Origin of the sequence: Amycolatopsis sp. WAC 01376 (assembly GCF_003947415.1) — a bacterium.
Classification (GTDB): domain Bacteria; phylum Actinomycetota; class Actinomycetes; order Mycobacteriales; family Pseudonocardiaceae; genus Amycolatopsis.
The window spans coordinates 229,815-245,636 of record NZ_QHKL01000001.1; the positions used below are offsets into that span (position 1 = coordinate 229,815).

Here is a 15,822-nt window from a genome sequence, read left to right on the forward strand (position 1 = left end):
CGCCCGGGCGCGACGGACTTTAGGTTCGCTTCGTCGACGATCGCCTGTGACGTCCGTGAGGGACGGGCGTGCCGGGCGGGACTGGGGAAACACCATGCGAAGAACATCTCTGCGCGCGATCGGAGTGCTGACCGCGGCCTTCACGGTCGCCGGGTTGGCGACCGCCCTGCCCGCGTACGCCGCCACCGGCCCGAACATCAAGGTGACGGCCAAGGCCCAGGAGGGCCGCTGGCTGCCGGGCGACGCCATCCCGATCGAGGTGACGGTCGCCAACATCGGCGACACGACGGCGAGTCAGGTCAGGGGGTACGCCCACAGGGAGTCCGGCGGCTACTTCACGGTCGATGAGACCTCCTGGGGCGACCTCCGCTCCAAGGACGGCGCCACCTACGCACCGGGCGAGAGCAGGACGTACACGACCACGGGCAGCGTCTACACCCTCAACGAGGGAAATCCGGTGCTCGACATCGAGGTGAGCGGCCCCGGAGAGGCCGACTACTCGGACAACAACAGCCGGGTCACCGTCGGCCTGCTTTCACCCGACACCACCGATCGCGTCGCCGGTGTCCTCTACGGCGACCGCAACGAGGACGGCAAGTTCTCGCCAGGGGAAGGCCTCGCCGGCGCGGAAGCTCGTGTGTCCGGTCCGTCCGGATACCTCACCGCGATCACCGACGCCGAAGGCCGGTTCTCCTTCGATGCCGTCCCAGTCGGCCCCAGCATCTACTGGCACTTCGAGAAGCTCCCGGACGGCTGGGTGACCGCATATCCGCCGAGCCTGCGGCTGGACGGCAGCGGGCAGAACACCGCACTCGAGGGCCGGGCGATCCGCCCGCTGACGGACTCGCTGAGCGCGAAGATCGCGCTCGACAAGACCACCTACGCGGTGGGCGAGACCGCGACGGCGACGGTGACTCTCACGAACGTCGGTGCCCGCGAAGTCACCGGCCTGCACGCGGGCTGCGATCCCGGGGGCTTCGAGCGGGGCTTGGAAGTCCCGACGGCTCAGTGGGGTGCGTTCAGTTACGTGAACAAGGCGGGCAAGGTCGCTCCGGGACAAAGCGTGGTCCTGAAGGTCGCCGGCACGGTGCCCGCGAGAGCAGGCGCCTTCGGTGAAACCGGGCTCGACTGCTTGTTCGACAACGACAACTCCCTGAGCTCCGGGCCGTATGCCTACCAGAACGCGAAGGTGCCGGGCGCCCGTGCCGACGCCCGCGGTCAGATCTGGCACGACAAGAACGGCAACCACCAGCTCGAACCCGGTGAAGGACTGGCGAACACGACCGTCGCCCTGAGCACGGCCGACAAGAAGCTCGTATCGCTCACCAAGACCGACGCCAACGGCTTCCTGACTTTCCCCAACGTCGCGGTCGGCGTCTACCGGTTCGCCGTACTCGGATCTTGGCGGGTGGACGAACCCGACTCGACCGTCGATGTCATCGCACCGCCCTACAACCCTGGCCAGTGGAGCAAGCACGTGGTCCCGCGCTGATCACGAGAAACCGGACGGCCCCGGGGGCGAAAGCTCCCGGGGCCGTTGCCGTACAACGACTTCAGCCGCCCTGAACGAACTTCGCCGCCAGCCCCTCCCCCACGGAGGTCGCCTTCCCGTGGTCCTCGGTCGGCGAGACCTTCGAGTTCTTGAAACAGATGTACGTCACGCCAGAGTCGACGCCGCCGTTCTTCGGGTCCGGGTTGATGCCCAAGGACTTCGCGGTCGCGTAGGACGCCTCGCCGATGATGTCCTTCGGGCCGGTGTCGCCGATGACGGTGTAGAGCACCTTGTTGTTGTAGATCACCGCGCACGAGCCGGCGCCCTTGAGGCCGGACTTCTCGAAGTTCCACGTGCTGCTGATGCTCGGCACGACGATGTAGGGCGTCTGGTCGGCGATCAGCGCCTTGCCGTCGGAGCGCGGGTACGCGGTGCCGTCCTGGAACCACGGGTCGGTGGTCTTGTTACACCGCGCGGTCGGCTGCCCGTCGCAGTCGATGTCCATGTCGGCCTTCCAGAACACGGCGCCGCCCGCGTCGCAGACGGCGATGGTGCGGCCGGTTTCGTCGTCGGTCTTGTACTTGCCGTTCGAGATCTGCTTGCAGGCGGTGGTCTTCGCCAGCAACTGCTGGGCGGTCGGGGCCGCCTGAACCGAAGGGGCGGCCACGGCCGTCGCCGCGGGGGCCAGTCCCGCGGCCGCCACCATGGCCGAGAACAGCAGTAGTTTCCGCATACCGAGCACCCCTTAGTTAATAAGACTTCTTTATCGAGGATGCTCAGGATGCCGCCGCACAGGATTCGACTCAAGGGCCTGCGGGGTGTTGTTTTCCCACTATGCAACGAAAACCGGTCAAAAGCGGGCAAGCCTGGCGACTCGCGCGATGGCCCGTCCCGCTCGGCGGTACAGGCCGTCTCGTTCAGCGAGCACACTGTCGAGCCACTCCTGGTCGACGTCGTGCCGGACCTCGACCCGCGGCCACAGCCAGCCGTCGCGCGACGCCGCGCCGCCTTCGGTCGTGTAGACCCTCGTCGCACCGGAACGCCGGAGCCTGCTGAGCACCCGCCGGTCGTAGGCGCCGAACGGCGGCGCGTACGCGCGCACGGGCCCCCCGCTCAGGTCGGCGAGCAGTTTCGGCGCGGTTTCGAGTTCGCGCCGGACGTGCCTGCCGTCGAGGCGCCGCCAGTCGCGATGTTCCCAGCCGTGCGAGCCGATCGACATCCCCGCGTCGACCAGCTTGCGAAGGCCGTCGGCGTCGAGGAAGCCGCGCTGACCGATGCGGCCGGCCAGCGGGAAGAACTCCGCCGTGAGATCGCGCTCCACCAGTCTGGGGAGCGCGATCTCGACGTCGGAGGAGTTGCCGTCGTCGAAGGTGAGCCCGACGTCCTCCCGTCCGGCCACCGTGTCGAGCACTCGCTCGAACTGCTCGACGGTCACCCATGTTTCGTTTTCGCCTGGATCCAGCGCGCGCACGGGCCTGCCCACGCCGCCTATCGCCAGGATCACCATCCGCGCCTCATTCGGGACCGACTGTGTTTCCCGATTAATCGAGTTGGCGAACGGAGTAGTTACACGATCCCGCAAGGTGTCCACGAATGGATTACTTGCGGATCTCCAGGGTGCAGCACTTCGGGCCGCCGCCCGCCTTCCGGAGCTCGGAGATGTCCAGGAAGACGACCTCGTAGCCGCGTTCGGTCAGCCGCGCCGCCAAACCGGTCGCCTCGACCGGCAGAACGACGTTGCGACCGTCGGACACCCCGTTGAGCCCGAAGCACTCCGCGTCGGCCCGGTCCGCGATTACCGCGTCCGGGAACATCCGCTCCAGCACCTTCCGCGACCCGGCCGAGAACGCTTCCGGGAAGTAGGCGATCTGGGCGGCCGTGGTGTCGGTGGCCTCGGCGAGCACGAACAGCGCGGTGTCGAGGTGGTAGTAGCTCGGGTCGATCAGCCGCAGCGAGACGACCGGGACACCGAGGACCTCCTGCGCTTCGGCGTGCGCGGCCGGGTCGGTCCGGAAGCCGGTGCCGGCGAGCAGGATCTTGCCGGTCCAGGCGAAGTCGCCTTCGGCCTCGTTGATCTTCTCGGGCATGGTGATGTCGCGGTAGCCGTGCTCGACGAACCAGCGGCGGAAGTGCTCGGCCTCGGCGGTGCGCTGCGGGGCGCGGAACCGCGAGCCGAGGACACGGCCGTCGACGACGGTGCCGGAGTTCGCGGCGAACACCATGTCGGGCAGGCCGGGCTGCGCGTCGATCTCCTCGACGGTGTGGCCGAGGCGTCGGTAGGTGTCACGGAGTTCGGTCCATTGCGCCATCGCGGTGTCGACGCTGACCGGGACGGAAGGGTCCATCCAGGGGTTGATGACGTAATCCACCGCGAAGTACCGCGGCGGGCACATGAGGTAGCGGCGCGTCGTGGGTACACGGGGCTGCTGCTCCAGTTCCGGCATACCCGAAGGGTAAGGCTCACCTAATTCCGCAATCAATCGCTGTTCGCTGCGCATATACCTGCTAAACATTGCGTGTGAACACCATCGACCAGCGAATCGTTTCATGCTTGATGGCCAATGCGAGGTCCAGCTACGCCGACATCGGCAAAGTCGTCGGTCTGTCCGCGCCCGCGGTGAAGCGACGGGTCGACAGGCTGCTCGAAACCGGGGTCCTGCGCGGCTTCACCGCGGTCGTGGATCCCGAGGCACTGGGCTGGGGCACCGAGGCGTTCGTCGAGATGACCTGCAACGGCAACATCACCCCGGCCCGGATCCGCGCCCGGCTGGAGCCGTTGCCGGAGGTCGTCGCGGCGTACACGGTGTCCGGCGCGGCCGACGCGATCGTCCACCTGCGCGCGTCGGACATCCACCATCTGGAGACCGCGCTGGAACGGCTGCGCGGGCTGGAGATCGTCGACCGCACGGTCTCCACCGTCGTCCTCTCCCGGTTACTGGAACGCCCGCCGACCCCCGAAGCGTGACACCCTCGTTCCCGTGACCGATCAGATCCGCTCCAGCCACGACGGCGGCGTCGCCGTGCTCACCATCGACGCGCCCGCGACCCGCAACGCCCTGACCCTCACCTTGTCCGCCCAGCTGGCCGAGGCCGTCGCGAGCGCCGAGGCCGACGAGAGCGTCCACGCTTTGGTCGTCACCGGCGCGCCACCGGCCTTCTGCGCGGGCGCGGACCTGGACACGCTCGCCGGCGCCCGGGAGGACGGGCTCCGTGCGATCTACGACGGATTCCTCTCGGTTGCGCGGTGTTCCCTGCCGACGATCGCCGCGGTCGGCGGTGCCGCCGTTGGCGCCGGACTGAACCTCGCGCTCGCCGCGGACGTCCGCATCGTGGGACCGAAGGCGAAGTTCGTGGCCAGATTTCTCGATCTCGGCATCCATCCCGGCGGCGGGATGACGTGGATGATCCAGCGGCTCGTCGGACCGCAGAAGGCCGCGGCGATGACACTCTTCGGTGAGGTTGTCGGCGCCGAAGCCGCTGTCGAATCCGGGCTCGCGCTCAAGCTCGTCGACGGCGATCTCGTCGAGGCCGCCCGTGAACTGGCGAAACCCGCCGTCGATGCCCCGCGCGACGTCCTTCTGGCGACGAAGCGCACGCTTCGGCACACCGCTTCACTGACCGACCATTCGGCCGCCGTCGACGCCGAGATCGAGCCGCAGCTGGCGTCACTCACCGCGCCCGCGTTCGCCGAACGACTGACCAGGTTGCGGGCCGCGATGACCGGCCGATGACCGTTCCCCGACCGGACTTCACTACGCTTGAAGGAGATACGGCTCACAATCGAGGCGTACGACTAACCGTTACCATCGGTAACAGATAAACCGGGAAACCCCCGCTCAGCGACGAGCTCAGGACACTCGAGAAGTAGGTCCGGACCGTTTTTACGGCAACCTGGGAAGTGTGCCGAGGACTAACCTCGGGACATGGCACCTGTGACCTGGCCGACATCGCCGGGCGAGGCACCGGATCTCCGGCACGGCCGGGGACGACGCACGTCGGGAGAGAGGGAATCCCTGACCTATGAGCACGAGTGCGAACGGCAACGGCTCCTTGTCGGCCGTCAGGCCGACCGAGGTCGCCAAGCTGGACCGGGTGGTCATCCGGTTCGCCGGCGACTCCGGTGACGGCATGCAGCTGACGGGTGACAGGTTCACCTCGGAAGCGGCCGCGTTCGGCAACGACCTGTCGACCATGCCGAACTTCCCGGCGGAGATCCGCGCGCCCCAGGGCACCATCCCGGGCGTCTCGAGCTTCCAGGTGCACTTCGCCGACTACGACATCCTGACGCCGGGCGACCGGCCGGACGTCCTGGTCGCCATGAACCCCGCCGCGCTGAAGGCGAACCTCGCCGACGTCCCGTCGGGCGGGACGATCATCCTCAACACCGACGAGTTCACGAAGCGGAACCTGGTCAAGGTCGGTTACGACAACGACCCGCTCGACGACGACACCCTTTCGGCCTATCAAGTCCACCGGGTGGCCATGTCGACGTTGACCAGGGGCGCGCTCGAAGAGACCGGACTGTCCAAAAAGGACGCCGAACGCGCGAAGAACATGTTCGCGCTCGGGTTGCTCTCCTGGATGTACCACCGGCCGACCGAAGGCACGGAACGGTTCCTGCGCGAGAAGTTCGCGAAGAAGCCCGATATCGCCGAGGCCAACATCCTGGCCTTCCGCGCCGGTTGGAACTACGGCGAGACGACCGAGTCGTTCGCGACGACGTACGAGGTCGCGCCCGCGAAGCTGAACCAGGGCACGTACCGCCAGATCACCGGGAACACCGCGCTGGCGTACGGGCTGGTCGCCGCCGGGCAGCAGTCCGGCCTGCAGATCCTGCTGGGCACGTACCCGATCACCCCGGCGTCGGACATCCTCCACGAGCTGTCCAAGCACAAGAACTACGGCATCCTCACCTTCCAGGCCGAGGACGAGATCGCCGGCATCGGCGCGGCGCTCGGCGCCTCCTACGGCGGTGCGCTGGGCGTCACCTCGACGTCCGGGCCCGGTGTCGCGCTGAAGTCCGAGGCCATCGGTCTCGCGGTGATGACCGAACTGCCGCTGGTCGTCATCGACGTCCAGCGCGGTGGGCCGTCGACCGGGCTGCCGACCAAGACCGAGCAGGCCGACCTGCTGCAGGCGATGTTCGGCCGCAACGGCGAATCCCCGGTGCCGATCGTCGCGCCGCTGTCCCCCGCGGACTGCTTCGACGCGGCGCTGGAGGCCACCCGGATCGCGCTGAAGTACCGCACGCCGGTCTTCCTGCTCTCGGACGGCGCGATCGCGAACGGCTCGGAGCCGTGGCTGATCCCGGACGTCGAAGACCTGCCGGATCTGCGCGTGGAATTCGCCACCGAGCCGAATGCCGAGGACGGTTCCGGGGAATTCTGGCCGTATGTACGCGATCCCGAAACCCTCGCCCGGGCGTGGGCGGTGCCGGGCGAGGCCGGTCTGCAGCACCGTATCGGCGGGCTGGAGAAGGCCGACAAGACCGGCCACATCTCCTACGAGCCCGACAACCACGACAAGATGGTCCGCCTGCGCCAGGCCAAGATCGACGGCGTCGACGTCCCCGACCTCGTCGTCGACGACCCGAGCGGCGGCAAGGCACGGGTGCTGGCGCTCGGCTGGGGCTCGTCCTACGGCCCGATCGGCGCCGCGTGCCGCCGCGTCCGCAAGGGCGGGATGCCCATCGCGCAGGCGCATCTACGGCATCTCAACCCGTTCCCGGGCAACCTCGGTGACGTACTCCGTTCGTACGACACCGTCGTCGTCCCTGAAATGAATCTCGGCCAGCTTTCGATGCTCTTGAGGGCCAAGTACCTCGTCGACGTGAAGTCGTACACGAAGGTCGCCGGGCTGCCTTTCAAGGCCGAAGAACTGCAAGGCGTCTTCACGGAAGTCATCACCAGTACGGAGGGGACGAAGTGACCGCGATCGACCTGGGGATCCCCACCCTCGGCGGCCTGGACCTTGTGCCGACCGAGACCGAACCGCAGAAGGCGAAGGACTACAAGTCGGACCAGGAGGTCCGCTGGTGTCCCGGCTGCGGGGACTACGTCGTGCTCAACGCCGTGCAGTCGTTCCTGCCGACGCTCGGCCTCAAACGCGAGAACATCGTGTTCATCTCGGGGATCGGCTGCTCGTCCCGGTTCCCGTACTACCTGAACACCTACGGCATGCACTCGATCCACGGCCGCGCGCCGTCGATCGCGACCGGCCTCGCGACCGCGCGACCGGACCTGTCGGTGTGGGTCGTCACCGGTGACGGCGACGCGCTGTCCATCGGCGGCAACCACCTGATCCACGCGTTGCGGCGCAACGTGAACATCAAGATCCTGCTGTTCAACAACCGCATCTACGGCCTCACCAAGGGCCAGTACTCGCCGACGTCCGGGCCGGGCATGGTCACCAAGTCCACCCCGATGGGCTCGGTCGACACCCCGTTCAACCCGCTTTCGCTGGCGATCGGCGCCGAGGCGTCGTTCGTGGGCCGCGCGCTCGACTCGGACCGCAAGGGCCTGACCGAGGTGCTGGAGGCCGCCGCGAAGCACCGCGGATCGGCGCTGGTGGAGATCTACCAGAACTGCCCGATCTTCAACGACGGCGCCTTCGACGTCCTCAAGGACAAGGACGAGGCCGCGAGCCGGCTCATCCCGCTGAAGCCCGGCGAGCCGATCAAGTTCGGCCCGCAGGGCGAATTCGGTGTCACGCGCGGCGGCTGGGCCGGACTGGAAGTCGGGAAGGTCGCGAACATCGGCGAGGAGAACCTCGTCGTGCACGACCCGACGATCGAGGACACGTCGTACGCGTTCGCGCTTTCGCGGATCGGCGACCAGAACCTGAACCACGTGCCGACCGGCATCCTGCGGCAGGTCGAGCGGCCCACCTACGACGACCAGGCGCGCGCCCAGGTCGCCGAGGCCAAGGCCGCCCGCGAGCCCGATCTGCAGGGGCTGCTGCGCGGCAAGGACACCTGGACCGTCGTCAGCTAGCCGGTCCCGAACGCTATGAACGGTCCGTTACTTGCAAATTTTGCAAGTAACGGACCGTTCATAGCGTTTGTCAGGTGAGGGGACGGAAGCCCACGCGCTCCGCGTCGGCGGCGGACCGGAACCAGACCTCCGCGACCATCTTCGGGAACTGCGGCGAGTCCTCGGTGCAGTACCGCAGGGCCGTCACGCTGGCCTTGACCGCGAAGTCGTCGGCCGGACGGCCACCGCCCGGCCGCGGCATCGCCGATCCGGGGCCGAACGGGCCGGGCGGAACGGATTCGGTCACCGGCGCGGCGACCTGCCGCGCGGGCGGGGGCTCCGGCGCCGGCATCGCGTCGCCGGGCTGGACGGCGGGCTCGAACAGCGAGCCGCTCTGCCCGCCGGACAGTTCCGGCTCACGACGTTCGATCGCCCGCATGGACGGCTGGATCGGCTGCGGCGGCTCGAAACCACCGCGGACCGCGCCCCGGGGCGTGCGTTTGGGCAACACCTGGGTGGCTTCGGCGGGCGTCTCAGGCTCCGAGTCGAGGAGCCCGGCCTTCGCTTCTTCGTCGGAACCGAAGGCGTACGCGGGCGGATCGTGCAGCTCTTCTTCGCGTTCGAACCAGTTGGTCTCGACGGGCGCCTGCTCCGTCTCCACGCGTGACGCGGGGTTGAACAGCGACACCGGCTCCGGCTGCGTCTCGACGCCTTCCGGGTCCAGCTGCATCTCCAGGCGGGACCGGTACGGCCCTTCGCTCGGCACGGGCGGCTGCGGCTCGGGTTCGGGTTCCGGCTCGACGTCCAGCTTCGACGCGGGCTGGAGGTACTCGGTCGCCGCGCTGACGTACGGGTTCCCCGGCTCGGGCTCAGGCTCGGGTTCCGGTTCCGGCTGGGCAGCCGGGATGTACTGCGTCCGCTCGGCGGAGTGCTCCGGTTCGGGCTCCTGGTCCGTCTGGGGCGCCGTGCGGTACTCGGCCTCGTACTCTTCTTCGGGCTCGAAGGTCTGCGCCGGGGTGGCGACGGGCTCCTCGACGACCTCCTGGGCAGGCTCCTGAGCAGGTTCGGTCCACTGCTGCGCGGGTTCCTGCTCGGTGAGCGTCTCTGGGTACGCGGGCTTCGGCTCCTCGACCGCCGCGAACTCCTCGTCCAGCTCGTCGTGCGACGGCTTCGTGAGGTACGCGGTGCCGCCGGCGACGGCCGCGGCACCTGCGCCGAGGCTCACCCCGGCGGGCAGCCGGGACGTCTCGGCGTGCGCGGTGGCCAGCGAGCTTTCCAGCTCACGGATGCGCTTGCGCGCCGGGATCACCAGCACCAGCCAGGTGAGCAGCGCGCCGACGACGAACGCCAGCAGACTCCACAGCCAAACCTGTCCGAAAATGGACATCTAACCTGCCCTTTGTCAATGCGTTCGTGCGACCAGGTAGTCGGCGACCGATTCGCAGGCGTCCCGGGCGGGCGACGCGGGCAGCGCCGCGAGTTCGGCACGCGCCCGACGAGCGTAGTCGGAAAGAGTTTCGCGTGCGCGTTCGAGTCCGGACGAGGCGCGCAGCAGGTCCAGGGCCTCGGCGACGAGCTTGTCGTCGGAGATGGGTCCGGACAGCAGCTCCACCAGGCGCGGGTCGGTCGCCGGGTCGGCCAGCGCGTACAGCATCGGAAGCGTGCGGACGCCTTCGCGCAGGTCTGTGCCCTGCGCCTTGCCGAGCTCGTCCGAGGCGGACGCGATGTCGATGACGTCGTCGGAGATCTGGAACGCCGTCCCGATGATGTCGCCGAAGCGGCGGAGCGCGTCGATGTAGTGGTCGGGCGCGCCGGACATCATCCCGCCGAAGCGGCCGGAGGTGGCGATCAGCGAACCGGTCTTCTGGGCGATGACCGTGAGGTAGTGCTCGACCGCGTCGTCGCCGTCGGCCGGACCGACCGTCTCGCGCATCTGGCCGGTGACCAGCTCGCCGAAGGTCTCGGCGATGATCCGGGCCGCGTCGGTGCCGAGGTCCGCGACCAGCCGCGAGGCGTGCGCGAACAGGAAGTCGCCGGTCAGGATGGCGATGGTGTTGTCCCAGCGGGCGTTGACGCTCTCCGCGCCGCGGCGCATCGTCGCCTCGTCCATCACGTCGTCGTGGTACAGCGTCGCGAGGTGCACCAGCTCGACGGCCGCGGCGGCGGTGACCACCTGGTCGCCCTGCTTCGGCCCGAACTGCGAGGAAAGCAGCGTGAACAGCGGACGGAAACGTTTGCCCCCCGCCTCGACCAGGTGCGAAGCGGCGTCCTCGACGGCCTTGACGTCACTGCGGACAACCTCGCGGAGCAGGGTCTCGACGTCGGCGAGACCGGTCGCGAGGGTGCGCAGGAGCTGCTCGTCGGCGATCTGGAGCCCCACGGACGCGCGCAGGTCCTCGATGGCACCACCTGGGGCAGGTGAAGACACAGACACGTCGGCTCCGCTCTCTTTGACACCGTTCGGGGTTGCTTCCAGCGTAGTGGCTACCCACCGAGGCCTGTTGACGTGCTGTCCAGGGGAAACGGTGACGAATATGACACCCCCGCCGAGTATCCTGCCCGCTTTGGCGCGAACTGGGGGAACACCATGGGAAGTCCGGACGATTCCGGCGAAAGACCGGCGTGGAGACCTCCCGCCGAAGACCACCGTGAGCAGCGGTCGACGGTGTGGATCACCGTCGTCCTCTTCGCCGTGTTCATGGCGGTGATGCTGGTCGTGGCCGTGCTCGTGGTCGGCGGCCTGAAGGACTCGAAGGTGGGCGCCGTCCAGCCTCGCCTGCCTGCCGTCTCGACGTCGGCGGGCGCGTCGTCGGCTCCACCGTCTTCACGGCAGGAGGTGCCGATCCGCAAACTCGAGACGGCGGCCAATCCTCTCGTCGCTCCCGGCGTGGCGATGCCGAAGGTGACCTGCGAGCTGCCCAAGCTCCGCGGCACGAAGGAGCAGCTGGACGCGTTCTATCTGGCTTTGATCCCTTGCCTGGAGCGGGCGTGGCATCCGGTCCTGACCCAGGTGGGCGAGCCGCAGATCCCGGTCGCGGTGAACCTGCACGACGTCTCGAACACCGCCTGCGGCCCACCTCCACCCGCCTCGGAGGCCATGGGCTTCTACTGCTCGGACGACAAGACGATCTTCGTCCCGCTGCCGAGACAGCTCGAGAACGGCGGACCCGAACTCCTGACCCAGCTGTTCCTGCTCGCCCACGAGTACGGGCACCACGTCCAGGAGCAGTCCGGCATCCTTCGGAAACACGACGCGCTCTACCGCGAAGCGGACGGCGACCAGGTGAAGATCCTCGACCTGAGCAGGCGGCTCGAACTTCAGGCCGACTGCTTCAGCACGCTGTTCCTCGCCAACGCCGCCGGCCGGGGCTCGATCGGCGCCGGGCTGCTCGCCCCGCTCAGGCAAGGCGGCTTCGACCCTGAGGACAGCGAGACCCACGGCTCGGCGAAGAACGCCAAGCTGTGGCAGAAGCGCGGCCTGACGGCCAAGGACACCTCGGCGTGCAACACCTTCGCCGCCCCGGCGAACGAGGTCTCCTGAACGGCCGTGGTCAGCGGCGACGGATCTTGATGTCGTCCATGCAGGTCGCCTTCCCCGCGACGTCGCGGTACGGGTAGCCCTTGGCGTCCAGCAGCTCCATGACCTTCAGCTCGGCCTCGTCGAGTACGTCGCGCTCCTCTTCACCCCGCAGCGTGATGCGGAAGGTGAACGAGCCGAGGTGCGCGCTGTAGGTGAGCAGGCCGTCCTCGGTGAATCCCATCGCCTGGTGCTGATCGAGCTCGGCGAGGAGCCGGGCGCGGGTGCCGGCGTCGGGGTGGTCGAACTTGCCGTTGACGAGGACGCGGTAGGTCGGCATGGCATCGAATATACAGACCTGTATCCGGATACGAATCCGAATATCCAACGGGTGTCCATGATCCACGGTCGAGTGAAACGACCGTCACGCACGCAACGGGCGAATCCGACACGCAGATAGTGATGACAAAGGAAGAACGGCCGATCCGGCTCGCTCTCCATCACGTGAGGAGGAAGCCCATGCGTATCACCGTCGCAAGCCGGGCCGGCCTGGTCGGCGCCCTGCTGCTGGCAGGTCTCGGCGCCGGCGTGACGCCCGCCGCCGCCTCGAACCCCGCGGGCGTGGCCTCGCTCGGCTCCGCCGCCTTCACCAAGGGCACCTCGGCGCCGATCTCGATCTCGTCGCTCGCCGACTGCGCGGTCGAGGGACCGACGAGCAACTCGTCCGGGGTCGTGACCAGGACCGGGATCACGTTCGGTGGCGGCACGACGACGTGCACGACGACCGTCGTCGACCCCGAAAACGACGTGACCTCGACGAAGTCGGAGGCCAAGGGGCAGAACTTCGAGCTGTCGGCGCTCGTCTCGTCGAGCGGCCCGCGGATCAAGATCAGGTCCTACTCGGTCAGCTGCACGGCCACGCAGACCGGCACGAACGCGAGCTGGACCTACGGCGGCGCGACCGGGCTCGGCACCCTGCCGTCCCCCGTGCCGGTCGGCTACGTCAAGCCGATCACCAAGTCCAACGGGACCCTGCTCGCCGAGGCGATCTTCAACGAGCAGACGTTGCCGGGCAACGGCAGCATCGCGCTGACCATGCTGCGGATCAAGTTCGCCCCGGCGTCGAACATCACCGGCGAAGTGGTCATCGGGCGCGCGGCGTGCTCTCCCACTCCCTGAGCCAACCCGCCGGAAAGGGGCGTCCGGTTCGACCGGGCGCCCCTTTCCATTCTGGCTTATATAAGCCTCTGCTGATACCTTGGCGGCAGCCGAGCAGAGGAGGGCACCCATGGTCGACGTGACCACTCAGATCAACTCCGTCCAGCGCGAGCTGGGCAAGCGCGTGGTCGAAGCGGGCGAGGCGGTGACGGCCACGGTCAGCCAGGTCTACGACACCGGCCTCGACGATCTCTGGGACGCGTGCACGAATCCCGAGCGCATCCCGCGCTGGTTCCTGCCGATCAGCGGCGAGCTGCGCGTCGGCGGCAAGTACCAGCTCGAAGGCAACGCGGGAGGGACGGTCGAGCGCTGCGATCCGCCGAAGAGCTTCGCCGCCACCTGGGAGTACGGCGGCGACGTCAGCTGGATCGAGCTCCGGCTGAGCCCCGAAGCCGACGGGCGCACCCGGTTCGAACTCGACCACACCGCCGTCGCAGGCGAGCACTGGAACCAGTTCGGGCCGGGTGCCGTGGGCATCGGCTGGGACATGATGCTGAACGGGCTCGCGCTGCACCTGGAATCCGGAGAGGCCGCCGACCCCGAGGCGGCCATGGCCTGGATGACCAGCGAAGAAGGCGTGCGGTTCATGACCTTGAGCAACGAGGCCTGGTACGAGGCCGACGTCGCCAACGGGACGGACGCGACCACCGCCCGCACGCGCGCCGACGCCACCTTGGCCGCCTATACCGCGCCCCCGGAGAGCTGAAGGTCTTCGGCGAGTTCCGGCGCGCGAAGCAGGTCGATGAGCTCTTCGTCCGCACGGAACACGGCGCGAGCGCCCGGCATACCCGCCTGCCGGAGCATCGCGTGGAGGACGTCGGCGTGCGGCTGATCGAGCAAGGTCCAGATCATCGCGCGCCGCCTCCGGTCGTCCCCCAGTTCGCGCGCGGTCCACCAGCCCATGACGAGCGCGCTCACCTGGTTGACCGCCGTTTCCCGCCCGCGCGCCAGTTGCGCGCGGTTCAGCCCGCACACCTCGATGGTCTGCTCGCCCTTCGCGGTCAACGCGCGATAGGTCCCGATCGACAGCACCAGGAACAGGTGGTCCAGCGGGTCTTCGGCGGTCGGGTCGATCAGCAGGCTGTTGCCGTCGTCGTCCACCGGGAACAGGTCTCGTTTGTGGTGGCTGTTGCAGTACTCGCACGCGAGCACGTGATTGAGCCAGTCGAACGCGCGCCCCGGATTCCGCGCTATCGGCTCGAAATGGTCCACAGTGGACCCGAGGCCGTCACCGCAGTACATGCAGTAGCCGCGGCCGGCCGCCATGACGTCCAGGCCCGCCCGCAAAGAACGCCGTACAGTACGGGAAACCCGCCAGAGCCGTCGCGCTTCTTTGCTGTCACCGGGAGGGATCCGCGCGGTCAACTCTTCGAGATCGGCCACCACCCGCCCCGGCAGCGCGATCCGGCGGATCCCGATCACCGATCGTCGGCCTCGAACCGCCTGGCCACCTCGTCGACCCGGCTCGGCGGCGAACTGCTCAGCATGCCCCGGAGGCGTTCCCATTCCCGGACGCCGTTCGCGTCCGCCCGGCCGGAAGCCACCTGGAACTCGAGTTCGGCGAGGTGCTCCCGCAGTTCGACCGCCTGCGGCGAATAGGGCGTGTCCAAGCCGAAAAGGTCGGACAGCACGGCGTCGTCCCCGGAGCCGAACACGACCCGCTCGTACAGCTCCTCGGAGACCACGCGCGGCGGCATCTCCTCGTCCGGCCCGGAAAGCCGGATGAGGCCGCCGGGGTCGGCGGCCTGGCAGACGTAGGGGCTGTGCGTGGTGACGATGAACTGGATGCGCGGGAAATGCGCCTTGAACCACGGCCCCATGCGTTTCTGCCACGAGACGTGGAGATGCGCGTCGACCTCGTCGATGATCACGACGCCGGGGCTCTCGTGATCGAGGCCGGCGCCGTCGAGTTGCTTGAGCAGATCGACCACGAGCGCGGTCACCGTGCGATAGCCGTCGCTCATCTCGCGCAACGGGAACCTGTCACCGCGGTATTCGACCCAAAGCCCGTCCGAATCGACGTCCCGGATCCGGTAACCGCCCGGCAGGAGACCGTCACCGAGGATCTCCAGTGCCGCCTCCTTCAGCTCACGCGCGCCCGCTTTTCCTTCCAGGGCACGGAGATGCTGATTGATCAGCCAGGTGACACCCTCGGCGAGCGAGGCGTCTTCATGGAACAGGCTGGCCATCCGCGCCAGCGACCCCGCGCCGCGCATCCACGACTCGGCCTCCCCGCTGCCGCCCGCGAGCCGCCGGAAGGGCCCATACGCCGCGCAGAACGGCTGGCCCGGCGGCAATCCGGAGATCGGCAGCAGACCGGAGTCGAGCCAGCGGACTTCGACCGGCGCCGGACCCTCCTCGCGCATCACCGACAGCTCGATCGACCCCGACGTCTGGTTCGTCGAAATCCAGCTGCCGGCGTCCGACAGCAACCCCCAGGCCACGTCCGGCGCCGCCGCGACCGCGATGGCCCGCAGCAGCGAGGTCTTGCCCGAACCGTTGCGCCCGGCGAGCACCACCCAGCCGGGTCCGGGCAGCTTGAGGTCGACGGCGCGGGCGCCACTGAAGCCACGGATGTTCTCCAGCCGGACCCGCTCGATGTACATGAAGGAAGCTTACGACGG

General features: G+C 68.4%; 16 protein-coding genes. 8 read left to right on the plus strand and 8 right to left on the minus strand.

Annotated elements, in window-relative coordinates:
* The first annotated feature begins 94 nt into the window (after nt 1-94).
* Complete coding sequence (locus tag DMH03_RS01170; protein ID WP_125790167.1) at nt 95-1,492, plus strand: hypothetical protein; 1,398 nt, start codon at nt 95-97, stop codon at nt 1,490-1,492.
* A 61-nt stretch (nt 1,493-1,553) separates the two neighbouring features.
* On the opposite strand, the gene DMH03_RS01175 is transcribed toward DMH03_RS01170, so the two are convergent.
* The 3 genes from DMH03_RS01175 to ddaH all read right to left on the minus strand — a co-directional run bounded on the left by DMH03_RS01175 (nt 1,554) and on the right by ddaH (nt 3,936).
* The gene (locus DMH03_RS01175) at nt 1,554-2,225 is read right to left on the minus strand and encodes a glycoside hydrolase family 75 protein (protein WP_125790168.1); all 672 of its coding nucleotides are present in this window, start codon (nt 2,223-2,225) and stop codon (nt 1,554-1,556) included.
* A gap of 117 nt (nt 2,226-2,342) precedes the next feature.
* Nucleotides 2,343-2,999 carry a polysaccharide deacetylase family protein gene (locus DMH03_RS01180; RefSeq protein ID WP_125790169.1) on the minus strand — a complete coding sequence of 219 codons (657 nt, stop codon included), beginning with the start codon at nt 2,997-2,999 and terminating at the stop codon, nt 2,343-2,345.
* A gap of 91 nt (nt 3,000-3,090) precedes the next feature.
* Nucleotides 3,091-3,936, minus strand: coding sequence for a dimethylargininase (ddaH, locus tag DMH03_RS01185; protein ID WP_199748622.1), 846 nt, complete (start codon nt 3,934-3,936; stop codon nt 3,091-3,093).
* A gap of 74 nt (nt 3,937-4,010) precedes the next feature.
* On the opposite strand from ddaH, the gene DMH03_RS01190 reads away from it, so the two are divergent.
* From DMH03_RS01190 to DMH03_RS01205, 4 genes are all read left to right on the plus strand, one after another.
* A complete protein-coding gene (locus DMH03_RS01190) occupies nt 4,011-4,457 on the plus strand; it encodes an Lrp/AsnC family transcriptional regulator (protein WP_005151923.1) in 447 nt (148 codons plus the stop codon).
* 13 nt (nt 4,458-4,470) lie between these two features.
* On the plus strand, nt 4,471-5,223 hold the full coding sequence (locus DMH03_RS01195; RefSeq protein WP_125790170.1) for an enoyl-CoA hydratase: 753 nt from the start codon (nt 4,471-4,473) through the stop codon (nt 5,221-5,223).
* A gap of 289 nt (nt 5,224-5,512) precedes the next feature.
* Nucleotides 5,513-7,420, plus strand: coding sequence for a 2-oxoacid:acceptor oxidoreductase subunit alpha (locus DMH03_RS01200; protein WP_125790171.1), 1,908 nt, complete (start codon nt 5,513-5,515; stop codon nt 7,418-7,420).
* Entirely contained in the window at nt 7,417-8,484 is a 1,068-nt protein-coding gene (locus DMH03_RS01205; RefSeq protein ID WP_125790172.1) for a 2-oxoacid:ferredoxin oxidoreductase subunit beta, read from the plus strand. The genes DMH03_RS01200 and DMH03_RS01205 overlap by 4 nt, the downstream gene beginning before the upstream one ends.
* Nucleotides 8,485-8,554: 70 nt before the next feature.
* Here DMH03_RS01205 and DMH03_RS01210 read toward each other — a convergent pair whose 3' ends face one another.
* Nucleotides 8,555-9,850: a hypothetical protein gene (locus DMH03_RS01210; protein WP_125790173.1), complete on the minus strand. Its 1,296-nt coding sequence runs from the start codon at nt 9,848-9,850 to the stop codon at nt 8,555-8,557.
* A gap of 15 nt (nt 9,851-9,865) precedes the next feature.
* Nucleotides 9,866-10,891, minus strand: coding sequence for a polyprenyl synthetase family protein (locus tag DMH03_RS01215; protein WP_125789056.1), 1,026 nt, complete (start codon nt 10,889-10,891; stop codon nt 9,866-9,868).
* A gap of 159 nt (nt 10,892-11,050) precedes the next feature.
* Here DMH03_RS01215 and DMH03_RS01220 point away from each other — a divergent pair, with 159 nt between their 5' ends.
* Entirely contained in the window at nt 11,051-12,004 is a 954-nt protein-coding gene (locus DMH03_RS01220) for a neutral zinc metallopeptidase (RefSeq protein ID WP_125790174.1), read from the plus strand.
* 10 nt (nt 12,005-12,014) lie between these two features.
* Here the strand turns inward: DMH03_RS01220 and DMH03_RS01225 are convergent, their stop codons facing one another.
* Nucleotides 12,015-12,320, minus strand: coding sequence for a DUF6204 family protein (locus DMH03_RS01225; RefSeq protein ID WP_125790175.1), 306 nt, complete (start codon nt 12,318-12,320; stop codon nt 12,015-12,017).
* A gap of 179 nt (nt 12,321-12,499) precedes the next feature.
* Between DMH03_RS01225 and DMH03_RS01230 the strand changes: the two genes are divergently transcribed.
* Together DMH03_RS01230 and DMH03_RS01235 are read left to right on the plus strand one after the other, a co-directional pair.
* Nucleotides 12,500-13,159 carry a hypothetical protein gene (locus DMH03_RS01230; protein WP_125790176.1) on the plus strand — a complete coding sequence of 220 codons (660 nt, stop codon included), beginning with the start codon at nt 12,500-12,502 and terminating at the stop codon, nt 13,157-13,159.
* Nucleotides 13,160-13,268: 109 nt separating this feature from the next.
* Nucleotides 13,269-13,904, plus strand: a complete 636-nt coding sequence (locus DMH03_RS01235) for an SRPBCC family protein (RefSeq protein ID WP_125790177.1) — start codon at nt 13,269-13,271, stop codon at nt 13,902-13,904.
* Here the strand turns inward: DMH03_RS01235 and DMH03_RS01240 are convergent.
* Both DMH03_RS01240 and DMH03_RS01245 read right to left on the minus strand, forming a co-directional pair.
* Nucleotides 13,880-14,620: an HNH endonuclease gene (locus DMH03_RS01240; protein ID WP_125790178.1), complete on the minus strand. Its 741-nt coding sequence runs from the start codon at nt 14,618-14,620 to the stop codon at nt 13,880-13,882. The genes DMH03_RS01235 and DMH03_RS01240 overlap by 25 nt on opposite strands.
* On the minus strand, nt 14,617-15,804 hold the full coding sequence (locus DMH03_RS01245; protein WP_125790179.1) for an AAA family ATPase: 1,188 nt from the start codon (nt 15,802-15,804) through the stop codon (nt 14,617-14,619). The genes DMH03_RS01240 and DMH03_RS01245 overlap by 4 nt, the downstream gene beginning before the upstream one ends.
* Nucleotides 15,805-15,822: the final 18 nt, after the last annotated feature.